This is a genomic window from Rhodococcus quanlei (assembly GCF_055231015.1).
The window spans coordinates 188,295-205,942 of the sequence record NZ_JBUYWD010000011.1; the positions used below are offsets into that span (position 1 = coordinate 188,295).

The 17,648-nt window shown below is 64.7% G+C and carries 19 protein-coding genes; 7 read left to right on the top strand and 12 right to left on the bottom strand.

The window, feature by feature from the left end; genetic code table 11:
- Positions 1-2,178: a heavy metal translocating P-type ATPase gene (locus ACZI8Q_RS09810; RefSeq protein WP_463373322.1), complete on the top strand. Its 2,178-nt coding sequence runs from the start codon at positions 1-3 to the stop codon at positions 2,176-2,178.
- 71 nt (positions 2,179-2,249) lie between these two features.
- Positions 2,250-3,119, top strand: a complete 870-nt coding sequence (locus tag ACZI8Q_RS09815; RefSeq protein WP_463373323.1) for a 1,4-dihydroxy-2-naphthoate polyprenyltransferase — start codon at positions 2,250-2,252, stop codon at positions 3,117-3,119.
- Positions 3,120-3,145: 26 nt separating this feature from the next.
- On the opposite strand, the gene ACZI8Q_RS09820 is transcribed toward ACZI8Q_RS09815, so the two are convergent.
- The 4 genes from ACZI8Q_RS09820 to ACZI8Q_RS09835 form a co-directional block, all read right to left on the bottom strand.
- The gene (locus ACZI8Q_RS09820; RefSeq protein WP_463373324.1) at positions 3,146-3,526 is read right to left on the bottom strand and encodes a phage holin family protein; all 381 of its coding nucleotides are present in this window, start codon (positions 3,524-3,526) and stop codon (positions 3,146-3,148) included.
- A gap of 44 nt (positions 3,527-3,570) precedes the next feature.
- Complete coding sequence (locus ACZI8Q_RS09825) at positions 3,571-4,134, bottom strand: Clp protease N-terminal domain-containing protein (RefSeq protein ID WP_463373325.1); 564 nt, start codon at positions 4,132-4,134, stop codon at positions 3,571-3,573.
- A gap of 4 nt (positions 4,135-4,138) precedes the next feature.
- A complete protein-coding gene (locus ACZI8Q_RS09830) occupies positions 4,139-4,354 on the bottom strand; it encodes a helix-turn-helix domain-containing protein (RefSeq protein WP_463373326.1) in 216 nt (71 codons plus the stop codon).
- A 158-nt stretch (positions 4,355-4,512) separates the two neighbouring features.
- Entirely contained in the window at positions 4,513-5,262 is a 750-nt protein-coding gene (locus ACZI8Q_RS09835; protein ID WP_463373327.1) for a lysophospholipid acyltransferase family protein, read from the bottom strand.
- 96 nt (positions 5,263-5,358) lie between these two features.
- Between ACZI8Q_RS09835 and ACZI8Q_RS09840 the strand changes: the two genes are divergently transcribed.
- On the top strand, positions 5,359-5,871 hold the full coding sequence (locus ACZI8Q_RS09840; protein ID WP_463373328.1) for a GNAT family N-acetyltransferase: 513 nt from the start codon (positions 5,359-5,361) through the stop codon (positions 5,869-5,871).
- Here ACZI8Q_RS09840 and cds1 read toward each other — a convergent pair.
- Together cds1 and ACZI8Q_RS09850 are read right to left on the bottom strand one after the other, a co-directional pair.
- Positions 5,868-6,962 (bottom strand): L-cysteine desulfhydrase Cds1, encoded by a 1,095-nt coding sequence (gene cds1 / locus ACZI8Q_RS09845; protein WP_463373329.1) that lies wholly within the window; start codon positions 6,960-6,962, stop codon positions 5,868-5,870. The two genes, ACZI8Q_RS09840 and cds1, sit on opposite strands and share 4 nt — an antisense overlap.
- Positions 6,962-7,327 (bottom strand): DUF4229 domain-containing protein, encoded by a 366-nt coding sequence (locus tag ACZI8Q_RS09850; protein ID WP_463373330.1) that lies wholly within the window; start codon positions 7,325-7,327, stop codon positions 6,962-6,964. The genes cds1 and ACZI8Q_RS09850 overlap by 1 nt, the downstream gene beginning before the upstream one ends.
- Positions 7,328-7,507: 180 nt before the next feature.
- Between ACZI8Q_RS09850 and ACZI8Q_RS09855 the strand changes: the two genes are divergently transcribed.
- Both ACZI8Q_RS09855 and ACZI8Q_RS09860 read left to right on the top strand, forming a co-directional pair.
- On the top strand, positions 7,508-7,723 hold the full coding sequence (locus tag ACZI8Q_RS09855) for a BldC family transcriptional regulator (RefSeq protein ID WP_463373331.1): 216 nt from the start codon (positions 7,508-7,510) through the stop codon (positions 7,721-7,723).
- Between the two features lie 141 nt (positions 7,724-7,864).
- Complete coding sequence (locus ACZI8Q_RS09860) at positions 7,865-8,059, top strand: hypothetical protein (RefSeq protein ID WP_463373332.1); 195 nt, start codon at positions 7,865-7,867, stop codon at positions 8,057-8,059.
- Between the two features lie 27 nt (positions 8,060-8,086).
- Here ACZI8Q_RS09860 and ccsB read toward each other — a convergent pair whose 3' ends face one another.
- The 6 genes from ccsB to hemL all read right to left on the bottom strand — a co-directional run bounded on the left by ccsB (position 8,087) and on the right by hemL (position 14,256).
- Positions 8,087-9,061, bottom strand: coding sequence for a c-type cytochrome biogenesis protein CcsB (gene ccsB / locus ACZI8Q_RS09865; RefSeq protein WP_463373333.1), 975 nt, complete (start codon positions 9,059-9,061; stop codon positions 8,087-8,089).
- A complete protein-coding gene (resB, locus tag ACZI8Q_RS09870) occupies positions 9,058-10,734 on the bottom strand; it encodes a cytochrome c biogenesis protein ResB (RefSeq protein ID WP_463373334.1) in 1,677 nt (558 codons plus the stop codon). Before resB ends, ccsB begins: the two co-directional genes overlap by 4 nt.
- Positions 10,731-11,555: a cytochrome c biogenesis CcdA family protein gene (locus tag ACZI8Q_RS09875; protein ID WP_463373335.1), complete on the bottom strand. Its 825-nt coding sequence runs from the start codon at positions 11,553-11,555 to the stop codon at positions 10,731-10,733. Before ACZI8Q_RS09875 ends, resB begins: the two co-directional genes overlap by 4 nt.
- Positions 11,552-12,184: a TlpA disulfide reductase family protein gene (locus ACZI8Q_RS09880; protein ID WP_463373336.1), complete on the bottom strand. Its 633-nt coding sequence runs from the start codon at positions 12,182-12,184 to the stop codon at positions 11,552-11,554. The genes ACZI8Q_RS09875 and ACZI8Q_RS09880 overlap by 4 nt, the downstream gene beginning before the upstream one ends.
- Positions 12,181-12,840 (bottom strand): histidine phosphatase family protein, encoded by a 660-nt coding sequence (locus ACZI8Q_RS09885; RefSeq protein ID WP_463373337.1) that lies wholly within the window; start codon positions 12,838-12,840, stop codon positions 12,181-12,183. Before ACZI8Q_RS09885 ends, ACZI8Q_RS09880 begins: the two co-directional genes overlap by 4 nt.
- Positions 12,841-12,933: 93 nt before the next feature.
- Positions 12,934-14,256, bottom strand: coding sequence for a glutamate-1-semialdehyde 2,1-aminomutase (gene hemL / locus ACZI8Q_RS09890; protein ID WP_463373338.1), 1,323 nt, complete (start codon positions 14,254-14,256; stop codon positions 12,934-12,936).
- 122 nt (positions 14,257-14,378) lie between these two features.
- Here hemL and ACZI8Q_RS09895 point away from each other — a divergent pair, with 122 nt between their 5' ends.
- Both ACZI8Q_RS09895 and ACZI8Q_RS09900 read left to right on the top strand, forming a co-directional pair.
- Entirely contained in the window at positions 14,379-15,587 is a 1,209-nt protein-coding gene (locus tag ACZI8Q_RS09895) for a winged helix-turn-helix domain-containing protein (RefSeq protein ID WP_463373339.1), read from the top strand.
- Positions 15,588-15,654: 67 nt separating this feature from the next.
- The gene (locus ACZI8Q_RS09900) at positions 15,655-17,613 is read left to right on the top strand and encodes an acyl-CoA dehydrogenase family protein (protein WP_463373340.1); all 1,959 of its coding nucleotides are present in this window, start codon (positions 15,655-15,657) and stop codon (positions 17,611-17,613) included.
- Positions 17,614-17,648: the final 35 nt, after the last annotated feature.

Below are 17,648 nucleotides of genomic sequence, written 5' to 3' on the forward strand. Positions count from 1 at the left end.
ATGAGCGTCGAGTCGGCTACAAGCGACCTGGTCGTCGTTTCGGATTCGGCAGGACGCATCCGGATACGGGTTCGGTGGCTGCGCGCCAGCGACGGCCGTGCTGTGGCCGTCGAAGACGCAGTCTCGACGCTTTCCGGTGTGCGCGCCGTACACGCCTATCCCCGGACCGGGTCCGTGGTGGTCTGGTATTCACAGCACAGGTTCGACAAGAACGAACTGCGCCAGGCGATCGAGACCGGTGCGCTGACAGCGTGGGCGTCGGTGCCCGACCGGCCGCCCCGCTCTGCAGATGTGGGAAACGCCGACATCGTGCGGATGGCCATTGGTGGTGCAGCCCTCTTCCTGCTCGGTGTGCGCCGCTACGGGCTCAGACGCGCGCCGCTGCTCGGACCGACGAGCCGACTGTTCGCCACCGGGGCCACGATCTTCACCGGGTACCCCTTCCTCCGTGGAGCCGTCAGGTCCATGGCAGGAAGAAGGACAGCAGGTACGGATGCATTGGTGTCGACGGCAACCGTCGCCAGTCTCGTGCTTCGCGAAAACGTGGTAGCTCTGACCGTTCTGTGGCTGCTCAACATCGGCGAGTACCTGCAGGAGCTGACCCTGCGCAGGACCAGGCGCGCGATCTCGGATCTTCTTCAGGGGACACAGGACACGGCATGGATTCGACTGCCCGACGGTACCGAGGTCCAGTCGGAAATCGATTCGCTCAGGGTCGGCGACGAGGTAGTAGTGCACGATCATGTCGCCATTCCGGTCGACGGAACGGTGGTCGACGGCGAGGCGATCGTGGACCAGTCCGCCATAACGGGGGAAACGCTGCCGGTCGCCACCTCCGTCGACCACACCGTGCATGCGGGGACGGCGCTGATCCGCGGACGATTGGTCGTCCGGGCCACGGCGGTGGGCAAAGAGACCACGATCGGGCGCATCATCTCGCAGGTCGAGCAGGCGCAGGAACACCGTGCCCCCATACAGACCGTCGGCGAAAACTTCTCCCGACGATTCGTACCAGCTTCGTTCACTCTCGCCACGCTGACGCTCTTTCTGACTGGCGACGTCCGGCGCGCCATGACCATGCTGCTCATCGCTTGCCCGTGTGCGGTCGGTTTGTCGACCCCGACGGCGATCAGCGCGGCCATCGGAAACGGTGCCAGGCGCGGAATCTTGATCAAGGGTGGCTCACACCTCGAGCAGGCCGGCCGCGTCGATGCGATCGTGTTCGACAAGACCGGCACCCTCACGGTCGGGCGTCCCATCGTCACCAATGTGGTGACGTTCGACGAGGGCTGGACCCTCGAGGAGGTCCTCGCTTACGCGGCGAGCTCCGAGATTCACTCCCGGCACCCCCTCGCGCAAGCAGTCATCCGGTCCACCGAGGAGCGCCACATCACCATCCCCCCGCACGAGCAGTGCGAAGTGCTCGTCGGGCTCGGCATGCGAACCTGGGCAGACGGGCGAACGTTGCTCTTGGGCAGCGAGGGTTGGCTCCGGGACGAGAGCGTGCCCGTTTCAGCGGAGGCAGCTGCGTGGGTATCCGGACTGCAACGCCGCGCCGAAACCCCCCTCTTGCTCGCCGTTGACGGTGCGCTGGTGGGTTTGATCAGTCTCCGCGACGAGGTGCGCCCCGAGGCCCTCGACGTCCTCGCGTGCCTTCGGGCCGATGGACTGGCCCGAATCGTGATGCTGACCGGCGATCATCCTGTTACCGCCGCAGCCGTCGCTACCGAGTTGGACATCGACGAATGGCAGGCCGAGGTCATGCCGGAAGACAAGCTGGCCGTGGTCCGTGCGCTCCAAAATGAGGGGCACACGGTTGCCATGGTGGGCGATGGTACCAACGATGCACCGGCGCTCGCCGCAGCTGACATCGGCTTCGCCATGGGCTTGGCCGGAACGGATGTCGCCGTCGAAACCGCGGATGTAGCCCTTGCCAGCGACGACCTGCGCAGACTTTTGGATGTGCGCGATCTCGGTGGCCACACGGTGACGGTGATCCAACAGAACTACAGCATGGCAATTGCGGTCAACGCGATCGGATTGCTGGTCAGTGCGGTTGGCGCGCTGTCTCCGGTTCTCGCTGCGATCCTGCACAATGCGTCGTCAATCGCCGTAGTCGCCAACAGCTCTCGTCTGATCACCTACGAACTGCCGATGCCAGGGTCGGCCGACGCATGACTCAGCGCCAGGACGGATGGCAGGTCCGCGCGGATGCAGGCAGATTCCCCTCTCAGTGCAAAGATCGACCCATGGCAACGGTTTCTGAATGGATCGAAGGCGCGCGACCACGCACACTGCCGAACGCGATCGCACCGGTACTGGTCGGCACCGGTGCGGCGGCGTCGCTGGACGGGGCAGTCTGGTGGAAGGCGTTGCTGGCGCTGGTCGTCTCGCTCGCACTGATCGTAGGGGTGAACTTCGCGAACGACTATTCCGACGGCATCCGCGGCACCGACGACGAACGCGTCGGACCGCTACGGCTCGTCGGGTCGAAGCTGGCGCCCCCGGCCACAGTGAAGAACGCCGCGATCGGATGCTTCACCGTTGCTGCTGTTGCCGGCCTGGTCCTCGCCGCGGTGACCGCATGGTGGTTGGTGGCGATCGGCGCCTTCTGCATCGTCGGAGCCTGGTTCTACACCGGAGGCAAGAAGCCGTACGGGTACAGCGGATTCGGCGAGATCGCCGTGTTCGTGTTCTTCGGCCTGATCGCCGTCCTGGGCACACAGTTCGTGCAGGCGGAGAGTGTCGACTGGGCGGGTCTGGCCGCAGCCGTTGCGGTCGGCTCGTTCTCGAGCGCCGTGCTGGTGGCGAACAACCTGCGCGACATCCCCACCGACACCGAATCCGGAAAGCTCACTCTTGCGGTGAGGTTGGGCGACGCACGCACCCGTACCGTGCATCTCGCGTTGCTCGCGGCACCGTTCGTGATGACCGCAATCCTCGTTCTCAGAACCCCGTGGGCACTGCTGGCACTCCTCGCGGTCCCGTTCGCCGTGCGGGCCAACGCCCCCGTCCGCAAGGGCGAACTCGGATTGGGCCTGATACCCGCCCTGCGAGATTCAGGTTTGGCGATGCTGGTGTGGGCGGCGGCAACCGGAGTTGCCCTCGCTCTTGCTTGACCGGGGCCGTACGGAACTGTTCCGGATCAGTCGCGATCCGGAACGAAAATACTGAGTACGAAGTTGACGATCGCAATGATGAGGCCGCCCCACAACGCCGTCCAGAATCCGTCGACGGTCATGCCGTAGTCGGTCTGCGAGCTGATCCATGCCGTCAGCATCAACATCAGTGCGTTGATCACCAGGGTGAACAGACCCAGCGTCACGATGAGCAATGGCAGCGACAGCAACTTCACCAGTGGCTTCACGAAGAAGTTCACCGCCGTGAACACCAGCGCGATCCCGAGCAGAACAACGATGTCCCAGCCGGTTCCGTTGCCGGAGCTGGAGATGTCGATGCCCTTGATCCACTGAGCTGCGAGCCAGATCGCGAAGGCGTTGATGACCAGACGTACCAGGAATGTCATCCGTGAATGTTGACACACCGCGACGACATTGGCGAAGGTTGAGGTCAGGCTGCCCTGTCGAGTTCGACAAGCAGTCGGCGCCGGATTTCCGAGACCCGTACCTCGACCTCCAGCACGTCCCGCGTAACGCCGTTCGCAGCGCGGAGAATGCCGAGCAGTACGTGCTCGGTGCCGATGAAGTCGTCCTTGCGCGCGACGGCTTCACGAAGAGCGAGTTCGAGGGCCTTCTTCGCGTCCTTGGTGAAGGGAATGTGCCCCGTTTTGCGGGCGAGCCATCCCGTCTTCCGGGGTTGTGCCTGCGGATCGAGCGCACCTTCACCGAACGCCTCTTCGACGGTGCGTCGAACCTCGTCGAGGTCGATGCCGATCGAGCCGAGCGCCTCCGCATCGACGTCGCTGAGCACCTCGCTACGTTCCGCGATCTGCCTTGCAGCCCCTGCTGCGGTGACACCTGACTCTTCCAGCACGTCTTTGGCGGGACCACCTGCCCTGGAAAGAATCCCCAGAACCAGGTGCTCGGTTCCGATGTGCGCCGACTTCGCGGTGCGCGCCTGCGCTTGCGCATCGACGACGACTGCGCGGGAATCTTTCGTGAACCGTTCGAACATGGGGCTACCTGCCTCTCTTGTTGTGCTTCTGGTGCACGGCCTGCCGGCTGACTTCGAGGGAATCGGCGATCGCCTGCCACGACCACCCCTGCTTGCGGGCGTTGTCCACCTGGAGCGCCTCGAGCCGTTCGAGTAGGCGGCGCAGTGCCCGAACGGCTTTCAGGCCCTCACCGGGATCGGGACTGCCTGCGGCCGCTGCGAGCGTGGTTGCTTCGGACATACCGTCAATCTACGTTGACGGTCATTTCGTGTCAACACACATTGACACGGGCCGGGTCTGCGTGTTCGTGCCGAGATCGCCGCGGGACGAATGGAACATTCGTGCCGTCAGAACGGACGAACGCCCCATTCGTGCAACAAGGAGGCCTCGGGAACGCCTCAGTAAGCGGCGTGCGCGCCGTCTACGGCCTTCTGGAGATCCGTGTGCACGAGGCGCGAGATTTCTATCGGCTTGCGCGGTAGATCGAAGACGGGTTCGGGGAGAAACACGCTGGCCGACTTCACATCAGGTTCTCCCGCCGCCGGATTCGGTCCGTACGAGATGCCGATGGACAGCAATGCAACTTTTGCACCGCCCTTTGTCGCACGACTGACGATGTGACCGATTCCGCTGTTCACATGCTGCACCACGGCAGGGTCGTCGTAGTTGCACGTCCCTTCCGGGAATATCGCCAGATTGTCTCCTCGACAAAGCCTTTCAGCGGAGACATCCATCATCCGCCGGCCGGCATCCGCGACGGCGCGTAGGCCGTGGTTCTTGCTGCGGAACACTGGAATACCGCCCATGATGTCGACTTCGCGGCGGCGACGATCCGGTGCGAACACCTCGTCCTTCGCCAGCACACGGGTGCGTCCGATGACCCGACGGAGCGGTGTTCGCCAGGCAGTGGCGGCCAGGGTGTACTGGTCGCTCTGGCTGAGATGGTTGGCCGCGATGACGAGTACGGCGTCGGACCGAAGCACGTCACGCAGGGCACGTTCCGCACCCTCCGCGTACGTGACCCGCGGCCGATACTTCGCACTCAACAGCGCGTACGCAGCCCTGGCCAGGCCACGATTCTGTTGGTGGTTGCGGTAGTAGGCGTACACCTCATCGCTGTTGTCCAGCGCCACCTCAGGCCGGTCCATGATCAACCCCGATCCTCGACGTCTACTCGCCAACGTACACAACCTACGGCACCGTAGGTTGTTGGTCCAGGCCCGAAACCCGGGTATGAATGACCTGTGATCCGACTGGCAACCTCCACGGACCTATCCAGGCTGCAAGAGATCGAAGTCGCCGCAGGCGCACCCTTTCGCGACATCGGCATGTCCGCGATCGCCGACGATCCCCCACCGACCATCGACGACCTCGAGAAATACCTCACACCGGCGCACATCTGGGTCGCCACCGACGATGACGACCACCCCGTCGCGTACGCGCTGATGGAGGTGGTGGACGCTGCCGCCCATATCGAACAGGTGTCAGTACACCCAGCCCACGCTCGTCGCGGACTCGGGGCGCGTCTCATCGGCGAAATCGACACCTGGGCGAACGCACAACAGCTACCTGCACTCACGCTCACCACGTTCGCGAACGTTCCGTGGAATGCGCCGTACTACGAGCGCCTCGGCTTCAGGCGCCTTGCCGATTCCGAGATCACCCCGGGACTGGCCAGAGTTCGGGAACGCGAAGCCCGATACGGACTGGACGCCTGGCCCCGCGTCACGATGCGCCGAGCCGTCGCACGGGGCTAGCTCGCAGTCCAGGCTCCGGTGCGTGAGAACTCGTCGAGCACCACGGCAGGCCCGGTGAGGTCTATGCCCTCCTCGGCCACCCACGCGTCGTCGTAGTAGGTGTTCGAGTACCGCTCGCCGCCGTCGCACAGCAACGTCACGACGCTGCCGCTGCGGCCGGCTGCGAACATCTCGGCGATCAGGCCGAAGGCACCCCACAGGTTGGTCCCCGTCGACCCGCCGACCTTGCGGCCCAGCACCGCGCTGGCATGCCGGGCTGCGGCAATGGAGCCCGCGTCCGGAACCTTGATCATGCGGTCCACCACCTGGCCGACGAAGGACGGTTCGATACGGGGACGGCCGATTCCCTCGATCCGAGAACCGCGCTGCCCCTTCACGAGCGGGTCACCCTTCGCCCATCCGTCGAAGAAGACCGAGTTTTCCGGATCGACGACGCACAGACCGGTGTCCATCTTCTGGTAGCGCAGGTACCGTCCGATGGTGGCGCTGGTGCCACCAGTTCCCGCACCGACGACGACCCACTCCGGAATCGGGTGCAGTTCTCGCTGCAATTGAGTGAACATCGATTCGGCGATGTTGTTGTTGCCCCGCCAATCCGTGGCCCGCTCGGCGTGCGTGAACTGATCCATGTAGTGGCCGCCGGTGTCGACGGCCAACCGGTGCGACTGCGCGTAGATGGACGAGGGGTCGGTGACGAAGTGACACTTGCCGCCCTGCGCCTCGATCAGCGCGATCTTCGCCGGACTCGTGCTCGCGGGCATGACCGCCACGAACTCCAGGCCGAGCAGATGGGCAAAGTACGCCTCGCTGACAGCGGTGGAGCCGGACGATGCCTCGATGACGGTGGTGCCCTCGGTGACCCAGCCATTGCAGATCGCGTAGAGGAACAACGACCGTGCCAGGCGGTGCTTGAGGCTGCCCGTGATGTGCGTCGACTCGTCCTTGAGGTAGAGCTGCACGTTCCACGAGGTGGGCAGGGGGTAGCGCAACAAGTGCGTGTCCGCGCTGCGCTGCGCGTCGGCCTCGATCAACCGGACCGCATTGTCCACCCACTCACGGGTGCCGCGACGGTCGATGTCGACGTCCGGCATCAGGTTCCGTCCTCACCGCGCAGTTTTGCGCGAAGCTCCGCCTGGTCGGCGCGACGCTGCTCGTCGAATGTGGCGATGCCCTTGTTCACGCGGACCCGCAGCTTCGAGAACAGCAGCAACGACAGAGGCAGGGCGATCAACACGGCGAAGATCGCCGCCACGAGCAAGGGAACGTCGACGTCGAACAATCTGCCGCCACCGATGATGATCGCGGCGATCACGAGAACGAGCAGCAGCCTGGCCACCGAGTAGAGCACCACATCGCGTGCCAGCTCCCCCTTGGTCACCCGCACGGGTGCACCGTCGTTCGATGCAGATCCGTCGCTGGGGTTGTTGGCTGATGACTTCTCGGATGACTCGCTCACGCACCCCAGATTACCCACACCCGTTGGTTCGGCGAACGTCCCGACTTATCCGATTTGTCTATTACCTCCCCTTTACCAACTGGTAATCGTTCGAGTACCCGGAGGTCTGGATGCAACTATGGCACTCACAGCAGTATCAGTGCCGATACACGGCGCGGACCCAACAGTGGAGGAACGTCGATGAGCGCACCCACCTACAGCGAGGCCGCAGAGCCCCTCATGACCCCTGGCCAGGTTGCCACCCTGTTCCATGTGGACCCCAAGACCGTCACCCGATGGGCGCATGCCGGTCGTCTGGGTTCGCTACGCACGCCGGGCGGACATCGCAGGTTCCGCGAAGCAGAGGTCATGAAGTTGCTCGACTCTCTCTCCACCGAGGCCACCGGGCGGGGCTGAGACAACGGCTTCAGCTTGTTGCCACAGCTTCACACGACTGCGGCGGGCATCCTCGGATGCCCGCCGCAGTCGTGTCCCTCAGAGGTGCGGCTACCCTTGAGGGAATACCGGCTATCCTCGAGCGCCACCAGGAGGTGCGCGGTGCTGTACCTACTCATCATCATCGGTCTCGTCATAGTTGCGGTCCTGCTCTGGAAGAGCTACGGATCTCGCCGCACCGCAACCCTGCCCCAGCGAAGCATGGGCCCCGACGACGACCCGGAGTTCCTGTGGCGCATCGACCGCGAAGTTCACCGTCGCAAAGCCGACGGACCTGATTCGCCCCCGACCGATTGATCGGGAACCGAACCGGCAGAGCCTGCCTCAGTTCAGGCCCGCGTACGAATGCAGACCTGACACGACCATGTTGATGATGAACAGGTTGAACAGCATCGCCACGAAGCCCGCCACGTTGATCCAAGCGGCCCTCGTATCGCGCCAACCCGAGGTCGCGCGGGCGTGGAGGTACGCCGCGTAGATCACCCAGGCGATGAACGACACGGTTTCCTTGGGGTCCCAACCCCAGAATCTGCCCCACGCCGCTTCAGCCCAGATCGCCCCCAGAATCACACCTGCGCCGAACAGCGGGAATCCGATGATGGTGGTCTTGTAGGCCAACCGATCCAACGTCCGGCCGTCCGGCAACCGCTCCGCGATACGAGCAAAGACCCCTTTACCCTCGGCGCCGTCCGGGTACCGCATGCGCAACAGGAACAGGAGGCTGGCGACACCGGCCACCAAGAACACACCGGAGCCGACACTGACGATCGTCACGTGAATCGGCAGCCAGTACGAACGCAACGCCGGAACGACCGGCGCGGCGTCCGCGTACAGCACCGTGCCGGCCAAGAACATCAGGATCAGAACAGGCACGAGCACGAATGCCCACATGGATCGGTACGCCGGCTTCCACAAGAAGACCAGGGCTACCACCAGCGCGGCCCCACAGGCCATGGTGACGAACTCGTACATGTTCCCGAGCGGGAACCGACCGGTGGCGAATCCGCGGAGCACGATCGATACGAAGATCAATACGACACCGACGACGAGAACCGAGGCACCCATGCCGCCGAAGCGGTCACCGAGTGACTTCTTCGGCTGATCGATCACCCGCCCGGGAACGGAGGCATCGGTCGCCGGCGGCGAACCGCCTGCGGTGACGAGTTCCCTTTCCTGGACGGACCGCGCCCGCTTCGAGGCGTACTGCACGATGAGCAGCACCAGGGCGAGGACCAGCACGGCAAACGCCGATTCGAATGCCCAGTCGCTGTACTTCGCGAGTGTCTCGTTACCGTTCATCGTTGGCTCTCCTGCGCGTCAGGCTTCGGGTCGTCCCCCAGAAGGCGGGAAGTGAGTCGGTCGAACTCGTCGCCCCAACCCGCCTGATCGGTCCGGGCGAGTCCGCCAAGCTCTACTACCGTACGTCGTGGTCCGCCGTCGGGTCCGTCCGCGGGGTATATACGCGCCCACACCCGTCGACGCTTGACGATGAGCGACACGAGCAGCCCTGCCATCATCGTCAACGCACTGACCAGCACCCACTGCTGCGCCGGGTCGTGTGACACCTGAAGGTTGACGAATTCTTCGGCGCCGTCGAACGTCACCTTCGTGCCGTCATCGAGGGTGGCGCTCTCGCCTGGCCGCAGGTTCACCCGATCCTGCTTCACGAGTCGGCCCTGATTTATGAGCTCTGTGTTGAGCGAGAACAAGGACTGCGGGTAGCCGGTGTCCAAACCGGTGTCGCCCTTGTAGATGTCGATGGCGACGGCAGGGTCGTTCATCGCCGGATAGCTGGACGACAACAGACTCCCGTGGAACGAGGCGGTCGGCGCGAACAAGCCCTCGATGGCGATCTGGTTCTTGCGACGGTCGACCTCGTCCGGGTACATGCCACCCGGAGGATCGATGCGCATTGCGCCACTGCTCAGGAACGTGGTTGCGTCATCGGGACGCCACTGCACCGTCTCGGTACGGGTCTCGCCGTTCGGGAAGGTGACGGTGAACGTCGGCGCGTACCCGTGGCCCTGCAGATACACGCGCGCACCGTCCAGACGCAGTGGGTGATTGACCTTCAGAGTTTCGTCGCGCCACGTGCCCGTCTCGAAGTCGTTTCCGGCCTGGTACCTGATGTTCGACGTGAACATCACCGCCTGACCGCTGTCCAGATAGTCGGCTTCGAAATCCTTCACCTGAATGCACATGGGCACCATGCCCGTACCGTCCTGAGTGTTGCCGGCCGAGAACGAGTCGAACACAGCCGGCGAGGTGGTGCAGATGCCAGGTCCGCCGTTGGCCACGATGATCACGCTTCCCTCGTAGCCGAACAGTTTGCCCACTGCGATGGCCACCAGGAGGGCCACGAGCGACAGGTGAAACACCAGGTTTCCCGCCTCACGCAGATACCCCTTCTCTGCGGAGACCGTGATCTCGCCGTCGTGTACGGGACGATTCGCGTCGACGGCAGTACGCGTGGTCAGCCGCCATCCCTTCAACTGCGCCCGGACACGGGCAGCAACTTCGTCGGGGCTCTCGTCGACCTGGGATTCGTGATGGTGCGGGAGCCTGGCCAGATTCCTCGGCGCCTGCACGGGTCTGGTCCGTAGCGCCTTCGCGTGGTCCACGCAGCGCGGCAGAATGCATCCGACCAGCGAGATGAACAGCAACACGTAGATCGCGGTGAACCAGAAGCTTCCGAAGACGTCGAACAGTTCGAGCCTGTCCATCCACGGACCGAGCGTGGGGCGCGCCTCGATGTACTCGGCGACCTTACCCTCGTTGAGGTTGCGCTGTGGCAGCAATGCACCGGGAACGGCGGCCAGTGCCAGCAAGAACAGCAGCACCAACGCGGTACGCATCGAGGTCAGTCCACGCCACGTGTTGCGGACCAGAGCGAAGGCCCGGCCGAAGATCGATTGCCGCGGTACCGGCGAAGAAGAATCGGGTCGGTCCGTGTCGGACTTCGTGTCGGTCATATCGGCAACGTCACCTCCGAGACGAATGCATCACGGACCCAGCCGACGAACTGGTCCCACGCGCCGGTGACCAGCGCGATACCGACCAGCACCAGCATGGTGCCGCCGACGATCTGAATTGTTCGAGCATTGCGCCGTAACCATCCGACACCGTTGAGGGCACGGGCCGAGCCGAGCGCCAACACCACGAACGGGACGCCGAGGCCGACGCAGTACGCCACGATCAGGGCCACCCCGCGGGCTGCGGTCGCACCTTCGGTTCCGGCAGCGAGCGCGATGACTCCCGCCAGCGTGGGGCCGAGGCAGGGCGTCCAGCCCAGGGCGAACACGGCACCCAGCATGGGGGCTCCGGCGAGGCTCGACACCCGGCGCGGCTGGAAACGGGTGTCCTTCTGCAGCGCGGGAACCAATCCGACGAACACGAGGCCCATCGCGATGGTGACCACACCGCCGACCCGCATCAACACCTCACGGTTGATCGCGAGCACCGAAATAGCCCCGAACACCGATGCGGTGGCAAGGACGAACACCACTGTGAACCCGGCAACGAACAGAGCGGCGGCACCCGCGACGCGCAAACGTCCGTCATTGCGTGTTCGCACCCGAACCGCCGCCTCCTCCGGGGTCACCGCCGGTGTGTCGGCGCCGACGACTCCCGCAAGGTACGACAGGTACCCGGGCACCAGAGGAACGACGCACGGCGAGGCGAACGACACGAGTCCGGCCAGCACACACGCCCCGAGTGCCAGGATCAGTGGGCCGGATGACGCGGTGGATGCGAAGGTCTCACCCACTCCGGCCAGGAATGTCACGTCGGTCATCGTGGGTCCGACTGTTCCGCGGCCACTCGCTCGACCACAGGCAGGAGGTCTTCCTCGAGGAGCGCCTTCAAGAAGACAGCGGCCACCCGGTGCTCACGGTCCAACACGATGGTGGTCGGAATCACCGTGGTCGGGTAGTTCTTTCCGACCGACATCAAGGTTCGCATCGCCGGGTCGTAGATGGACGGGTATGTCACCCCGTTGTCTATGACGAAGTCCTGCGCTTCGGCTTGGTGGAAATCGCGCACGTTGAGGCCGAGGAAGGTGACGCCCTGGTCCTTGGTCTTCTCGTACACCGCTTCGAGGTCGTCGGTCTCGCCGCGACACGGTCCACACCACTGCCCCCACACGTTGAGGACCACGACGTCGCCCGCGAAATCGTCGAGGGAGATGGTCTCGCCTTCTCGCATCAGGGCCGGCCCGGTGATGTTGCCGACCTTTCCGCGGTCGGCGGGCGGGTCGTAGAAGATCTCGGTCTGTCCACCCGGCGAAACGAATTCGAAGGTTCCGCCCTGGGCCACGGCGTCCGTACCGGTGGCACACGCCGACAGCGTCAGCGCGCCGACACAGATGGTCGCCAGCAGTCCGGCGAAACGCCCCCGCCTCGATCCCCGGAGACCTCGTCTCATGCTCCTGACACCCTCGGATCGGATGCACCGGCGGGCTCGGAGTAGACGATGTCGACCAGGGTGTCGCCCTCGTAGACCAGCGACGTCAGGGAGGCCAGCCCGCACTGACGGTTCCGTGGGTCGTGCCACAACCGCTCTCCCTGCAGGAAGCGGCGCAGCGTCCACACCGGAAGCTGATGGCTCACGACGACGGCCTCGTGTCCGGCAGCGGCGATCCGTGCGTTGTTGACCGCAGCCAACATGCGGTGCGCGATCTGCAGGTACGGCTCACCCCACGACGGCGTGAACGGGTCACGCAGTTTCCACCAGTGCCGCGGACGCGACAGCGCGCCGTCGCCCACCGACACCCGCAGGCCCTCGAACTCGTTTCCCGCCTCGATGAGATTCTCGTCGGTGGCGATCTCGAGTCCGTGCTGCTCGGCGAGGGGCGCAGCCGTCTCCTGGGCGCGTTGCAACGGGGACGCCACCACGCAGGTGATGTCGTGGTCGGCCAGTGTCGCCGCGACCGCGCGGGCCTGGGCCTCACCGGTGACCGAGAGACGGAATCCGGGGAGACGGCCGTAGAGGATGCCCCGAGGGTTGTGCACTTCTCCGTGCCGGAGCACATGGACGATCGTGCGCGTATTCGAATTGTCGGGGTGATCGGCGACGGTCACTGTGCGGTTCCTCGGGTGGGGGTCGGTAGGTGCGGGGCGTTGGGGGTGGGGGCCGGTAGGTGCGGGGCGTTGAGACCCGTCACGGCCGGTTCGTCAGGGCTGTGCAGCCGCGGCGGCCTTCGCAGCGGCCGGCAGCGCATCGGCGATGATCGAGAAGGCGCGGTCGTCGAGCGCGGACGAGACGAACCATGCCTCGAAAGCGCTCGGCGGCGGGTAGACCCCCCGCGCGAGAAGTGCATGAAAGAACGCAGGGAAACGGAAGGTCTCCGCCTTCTTGGCCCCAGCGTAATCGGTGACGGGTTCGTCGCTGAAGAATACGCTGAGCAGGGTGCCCGCGCGCTGCACCCGATGCGCGACACCTTCCGCCGTCAGTGCGTCGGTGAGCAGACCCGTCAAGGTATCGGCGTTGCGCTCGAGGGCCTCGTACACGCTGTGGTCTGCGGCGCGCAGGCTCGCTAGCCCCGCCGCGACCGCGACGGGATTACCCGACAACGTGCCGGCCTGGTAGACCGGGCCTGCGGGCGCGAGGTGATTCATGACGTCGGCGCGGCCACCGAATGCGGCAGCCGGCAGACCACCGCTCATCACCTTGCCGAAGGTGTAGAGGTCTCCGGCTACGCCGTCGACACCGAACCATCCGGACGAGCTGGCCCGGAATCCGGTCATCACCTCGTCCATGATCAGCAGGGCGCCGTGCCCACGGGTGAGGGTGCGCAGACCCTCGTTGAACCCGGGCACCGGGGCGATCGCGCCCATGTTTCCGGCAGCGGCCTCGGTGATGACACAGGCGATCTCGCCGGCGTTCGCTTCGAACACCTTCGTGACTGCATCGAGATCGTTGTAGGGGACGACTATGGTGTCCTCTGCCTGGGCACCGGTCACTCCGGGCGACGTCGGCAGCCCGAAGGTCGCAAGTCCTGAGCCTGCGTCGGCGAGAAGTGCGTCGACGTGACCGTGGTAGCAGCCCGCGAACTTGATGATTTTGGTGCGGCCCGTGAAACCGCGCGCGAGGCGGACTGCGCTCATGGTGGCTTCGGTACCGGAGTTGACGAGGCGAACCTGTTCGACCGGGGCGACGCGGCCGACGATCTCGGCGGCGAGGTCGATTTCCCCGGCGGTGGGTGCGCCGAACGACAACCCTGTTGCCGCGGCCTCCCGCACTGCTTCCACGACTGCGGGGTGCGAATGGCCGAGGATCATCGGCCCCCAGGAACAGATGAGGTCGACGTAATCGTTGCCATCGACGTCCGTGAGCGTGTAGCCGGAGGCCCGCTCGATGAATCGCGGTGTTCCGCCGACCGATCCGAACGCGCGAACAGGCGAGTTGACGCCGCCGGGAATGACCCTTTCAGCCCGCTCGAAGAGCTGCGCAGACGATGCGGTGGACACTTCGGGGTCACGGGAAGACACAGTCACGGCTTCCAGTGTCCCAGTTCTGCTCGATTTGCCAACTACAGGGTGTAGTCGGTGGCCAGGATCACCTGTCGGCGGCGATCACCCCCGTAGGTGTCGGTGCCGGTTGTTAGCGTCGCACCATCATGACCGACACCGTGTCTCCTGCCCTTGCGCGGCGTATCGCGCTGGCAGCACAGGGCTTCACGAACCCGCGTTCGGACACCACACCCGGCGCCCGGGCACTGCGGACGATGGTCAAGCGCATCGGGTTGCTGCAGATCGACTCTGTCAACGTCTTCGAACGCAGCCACTATCTCCCCGGGCTCAGCCGACTCGGCAGCTACGAACGCACCGCCCTCGACCGACTCGCACATGGCAGGAACGGCCGCTTCGTCGAGTACTGGGCACATCAGGCCGCGTTCGTCCCTCGAGAGAGCTGGCCACTGTTCGGGTTCCGTCGGCGCGCCTATCTACATCAATCGGCGCAGCCCGATTCGTGGCTGTCGACCCACCGGGATCTCGCGGACTGGCTACTCGCCGCGCTCCGCGAGCAGGGCCCGCTACGCGCCGGTGTCATCGAACACGACGCCAACCGTTCGCGCGGCAGTTGGTGGGGGTGGTCGGACGTCAAGCTCGCCTTGGAGTCGATGTGGCGCACCGGACAGGTCGTGTGCACGGAACGGGTTCGTTTCGAGCGGGTCTATGCGCTACCCGAGCATGCCTTCGGCGATGGCATGGTGGATCTTCCCGAAGACGAATCGATCCGCCGGCTGGTGGCGCATGCCGCCTCGGCGCTGGGTATCGCTACCGAGGCTGATCTGGCCGACTACTACCGCATGAAACGGGCACAGGTTCGCGGCGCGATCCGTGACCTCGAAGACGAGGGGATTCTCCGGCCGGTTCGCGTACCCGGTTGGGAATCGAACGGACGGGACATCCCGGCCTGGGTCCATCACCGGGCGCGGCGGCCTCGTCGCATCGACGCGGCCGCGCTACTGTCCCCGTTCGATCCGGTGGTGTGGTTCCGGCCCCGCACCGAGCGCCTCTTCGACTTCCATTACCGGATCGAGATCTACACGCCCGCTCACAAGCGGAAGTTCGGGTACTACTCGTTGCCGGTTCTCCTGGATGACCAGGTGGTCGGCCGCGTCGACCTCAAAAGCTGCCGACAAGAGGGAATCCTGCGAGTGCAGTCCGCCTGGCAGGAAGCCGGTGCACCGAATGACACCGCTGAGCGACTCGTCCCAGTACTGCGCGAGGCAGCCGCCTGGCAAGGGTTGACGGATATTCACGTTGGTGGGCGGGGCAATTTGGCGACGCCCCTACTAGCCGAGTTGCGCCGGTCGGTCTGAGACGAATGGTTGCACTTCCGACTTGTTCGGACGGCAACCCGGATTTTCTGTCGCTATGGTCGATGGCATGGCCTCCACTGCTGACCACTTGAGAAACACACTCGACGGACGCTGGAAAAAAGTACGCGAACGCGTGCGGTCGGAATTGACCGATCCACGCTTCGCGCCCCACTACACCCACGACCTCGCGGAAGCGCGGGCCAAGGCACTCGAACAGATGCGCATCCTGGCGAGCATGGGGTACGCCGCTGACGGATTCGCCGAAGATCATGGTGGCACAGGTGATGCCGGTTCCGCCGTCGTGAGCATCGAGATGCTCGCGATGTCCGACCTGTCCCTGATGGTGAAGGCGGGAGTCCAGTGGGGACTGTTCGGTGGCGCTGTCGAGAACCTCGGGACCAAGCCGCACCACGAGGCGTACGTCAAACGGCTCATCGACCTCGACCTGCTCGGCTGCTTCGCCATGACCGAAACGGGGCACGGCAGCGACGTCCAGGAACTCGAAACCACCGCCACCTACGATCCGGCCACCGGCGAGTTCGTGATCCACTCGCCCACACCGTCCTCCCGCAAGGACTACATCGGTGGTGCCGCACAGCACGCCACGGTGGCGTCTGTGTTCGCCCAGTTGATCACCGCAGGACCCGGCGAAGAACGGGAGTCGAAGGGTGTCCACTGTTTCGTCGTCCCCATTCGCGACGCCGAGGGCAACGACCTTCCCGGAGTCAGCACCTCCGACTGTGGCTACAAAGGTGGTCTGCCCGGAGTGGACAACGGGCGCATCATGTTCGATCAGGTTCGTATCCCCCGCGGCGACCTGCTGAACCGGTACGCCGACGTGGCCGAGGACGGCACGTACTCGTCGCCGATAGAGAACCCGAACAAGCGATTCTTCACGATGCTCGGCACCCTCGTACGCGGGCGCGTCACCGTCGGCGGTTCGGCCGGCGCTGCTGCACGGGTGGGAATCACCATCGCCACCAAATACGGTCTGCAGCGCCGACAGTTCAACGCACCGAAGAGTGACGACGAAGTCCTGCTCATGGACTATCTCGTCCACCAACGTCGCCTGTTGCCGCTGATCGCGCGGTCCTATGCGCTGCAGTTCGCACAGAACGAACTCGTGTCGACGATGCACGACATCCAGATCGACCCCGATGCCGACCCACAGGAGCAGCGCGAACTCGAGAGCCGCGCTGCCGGTCTCAAGGCCGCCAACACCTGGCATGCGACGCGCGCAATCCAGGAAGCCCGCGAAGCGTGCGGCGGTGCCGGCTATATGACCGAGAACCGGTTGACGTCTCTCAAGGCCGACACCGATGTGTTCACGACCTTCGAAGGCGACAATCACGTCCTCACGCAACTCGTGGCGAAGGAGTTGCTCACCTCGTACGCAGACGAGGTACAGGGAATGAACCCCGTCGACTGGATGCGCTTTGCCGCCACCACGGTCTCGGACGTGGTGAAGAAACGCACCGCGGCGCAGCAGATTCTGCAGACCATCGTCGACACCCGTCAGGACAACGAAGAGGACGGCAGCCTCTTCAACCGTGGCACCCAGGTGCAGATGTTCGAGGATCGCGAGGACTACCTGCTCGCCACGGCTGCCCGTCGCCTGCAGGGGGCACAGAAGCGCGAGGACGACCCGTTCGACGCGTTCAACTTCGTTCAGGATCACGTGTTGCGCGCTGCGCAGGCCCACATCGACCGGGTCGTTCTCGAGGCATTCGTCGCCGGTATCGACTCGTGCGAAGACGAGACCGCGAAAGAACTGCTCAACGACCTGTGCGATTTGTACGCCCTATCGGTCATCGACGAGGACAAGGCGTGGTTCATGGAACACCGTCACCTGTCGGTGGAGCGCGCCAAGGCCGTGCTGCGCGGCATCAATGAGCGGTGCCGTTCATTGCGTCCACACGCAGAGACACTCGTCGACGGCTTCGGCATTCCGGAGGGACTACTCGGTTCGGCCATGCTCGACGGTCCGGGAACTGACGCGGTACGAATGGCGACCGTCCCCCGTTAGGCTTCGCCTGTGAGTGGCGAGCGAGTCTCTGGACT

Bases quoted from the DNA above. Each gene is read 5' to 3' on its own strand.
- ACZI8Q_RS09895 (WP_463373339.1), top strand. From the start codon at position 14,379: ATGACCGACACCGTGTCTCCTGCCCTTGCGCGGCGTATCGCGCTGGCA.
- cds1 (WP_463373329.1), bottom strand. From the start codon at position 6,962: ATGCCGGACGTCGACATCGACCGTCGCGGCACCCGTGAGTGGGTGGAC.
- ccsB (WP_463373333.1), bottom strand. From the start codon at position 9,061: ATGAACGGTAACGAGACACTCGCGAAGTACAGCGACTGGGCATTCGAA.
- ACZI8Q_RS09875 (WP_463373335.1), bottom strand. From the start codon at position 11,555: ATGACCGACGTGACATTCCTGGCCGGAGTGGGTGAGACCTTCGCATCC.
- ACZI8Q_RS09835 (WP_463373327.1), bottom strand. From the start codon at position 5,262: ATGGACCGGCCTGAGGTGGCGCTGGACAACAGCGATGAGGTGTACGCC.
- ACZI8Q_RS09830 (WP_463373326.1), bottom strand. From the start codon at position 4,354: ATGTCCGAAGCAACCACGCTCGCAGCGGCCGCAGGCAGTCCCGATCCC.
- ACZI8Q_RS09810 (WP_463373322.1), top strand. From the start codon at position 1: ATGAGCGTCGAGTCGGCTACAAGCGACCTGGTCGTCGTTTCGGATTCG.
- ACZI8Q_RS09815 (WP_463373323.1), top strand. From the start codon at position 2,250: ATGGCAACGGTTTCTGAATGGATCGAAGGCGCGCGACCACGCACACTG.
- ACZI8Q_RS09825 (WP_463373325.1), bottom strand. From the start codon at position 4,134: ATGTTCGAACGGTTCACGAAAGATTCCCGCGCAGTCGTCGTCGATGCG.
- resB (WP_463373334.1), bottom strand. From the start codon at position 10,734: ATGACCGACACGAAGTCCGACACGGACCGACCCGATTCTTCTTCGCCG.
- ACZI8Q_RS09900 (WP_463373340.1), top strand. From the start codon at position 15,655: ATGGCCTCCACTGCTGACCACTTGAGAAACACACTCGACGGACGCTGG.
- ACZI8Q_RS09820 (WP_463373324.1), bottom strand. From the start codon at position 3,526: ATGACATTCCTGGTACGTCTGGTCATCAACGCCTTCGCGATCTGGCTC.
- ACZI8Q_RS09855 (WP_463373331.1), top strand. From the start codon at position 7,508: ATGAGCGCACCCACCTACAGCGAGGCCGCAGAGCCCCTCATGACCCCT.
- ACZI8Q_RS09880 (WP_463373336.1), bottom strand. From the start codon at position 12,184: ATGAGACGAGGTCTCCGGGGATCGAGGCGGGGGCGTTTCGCCGGACTG.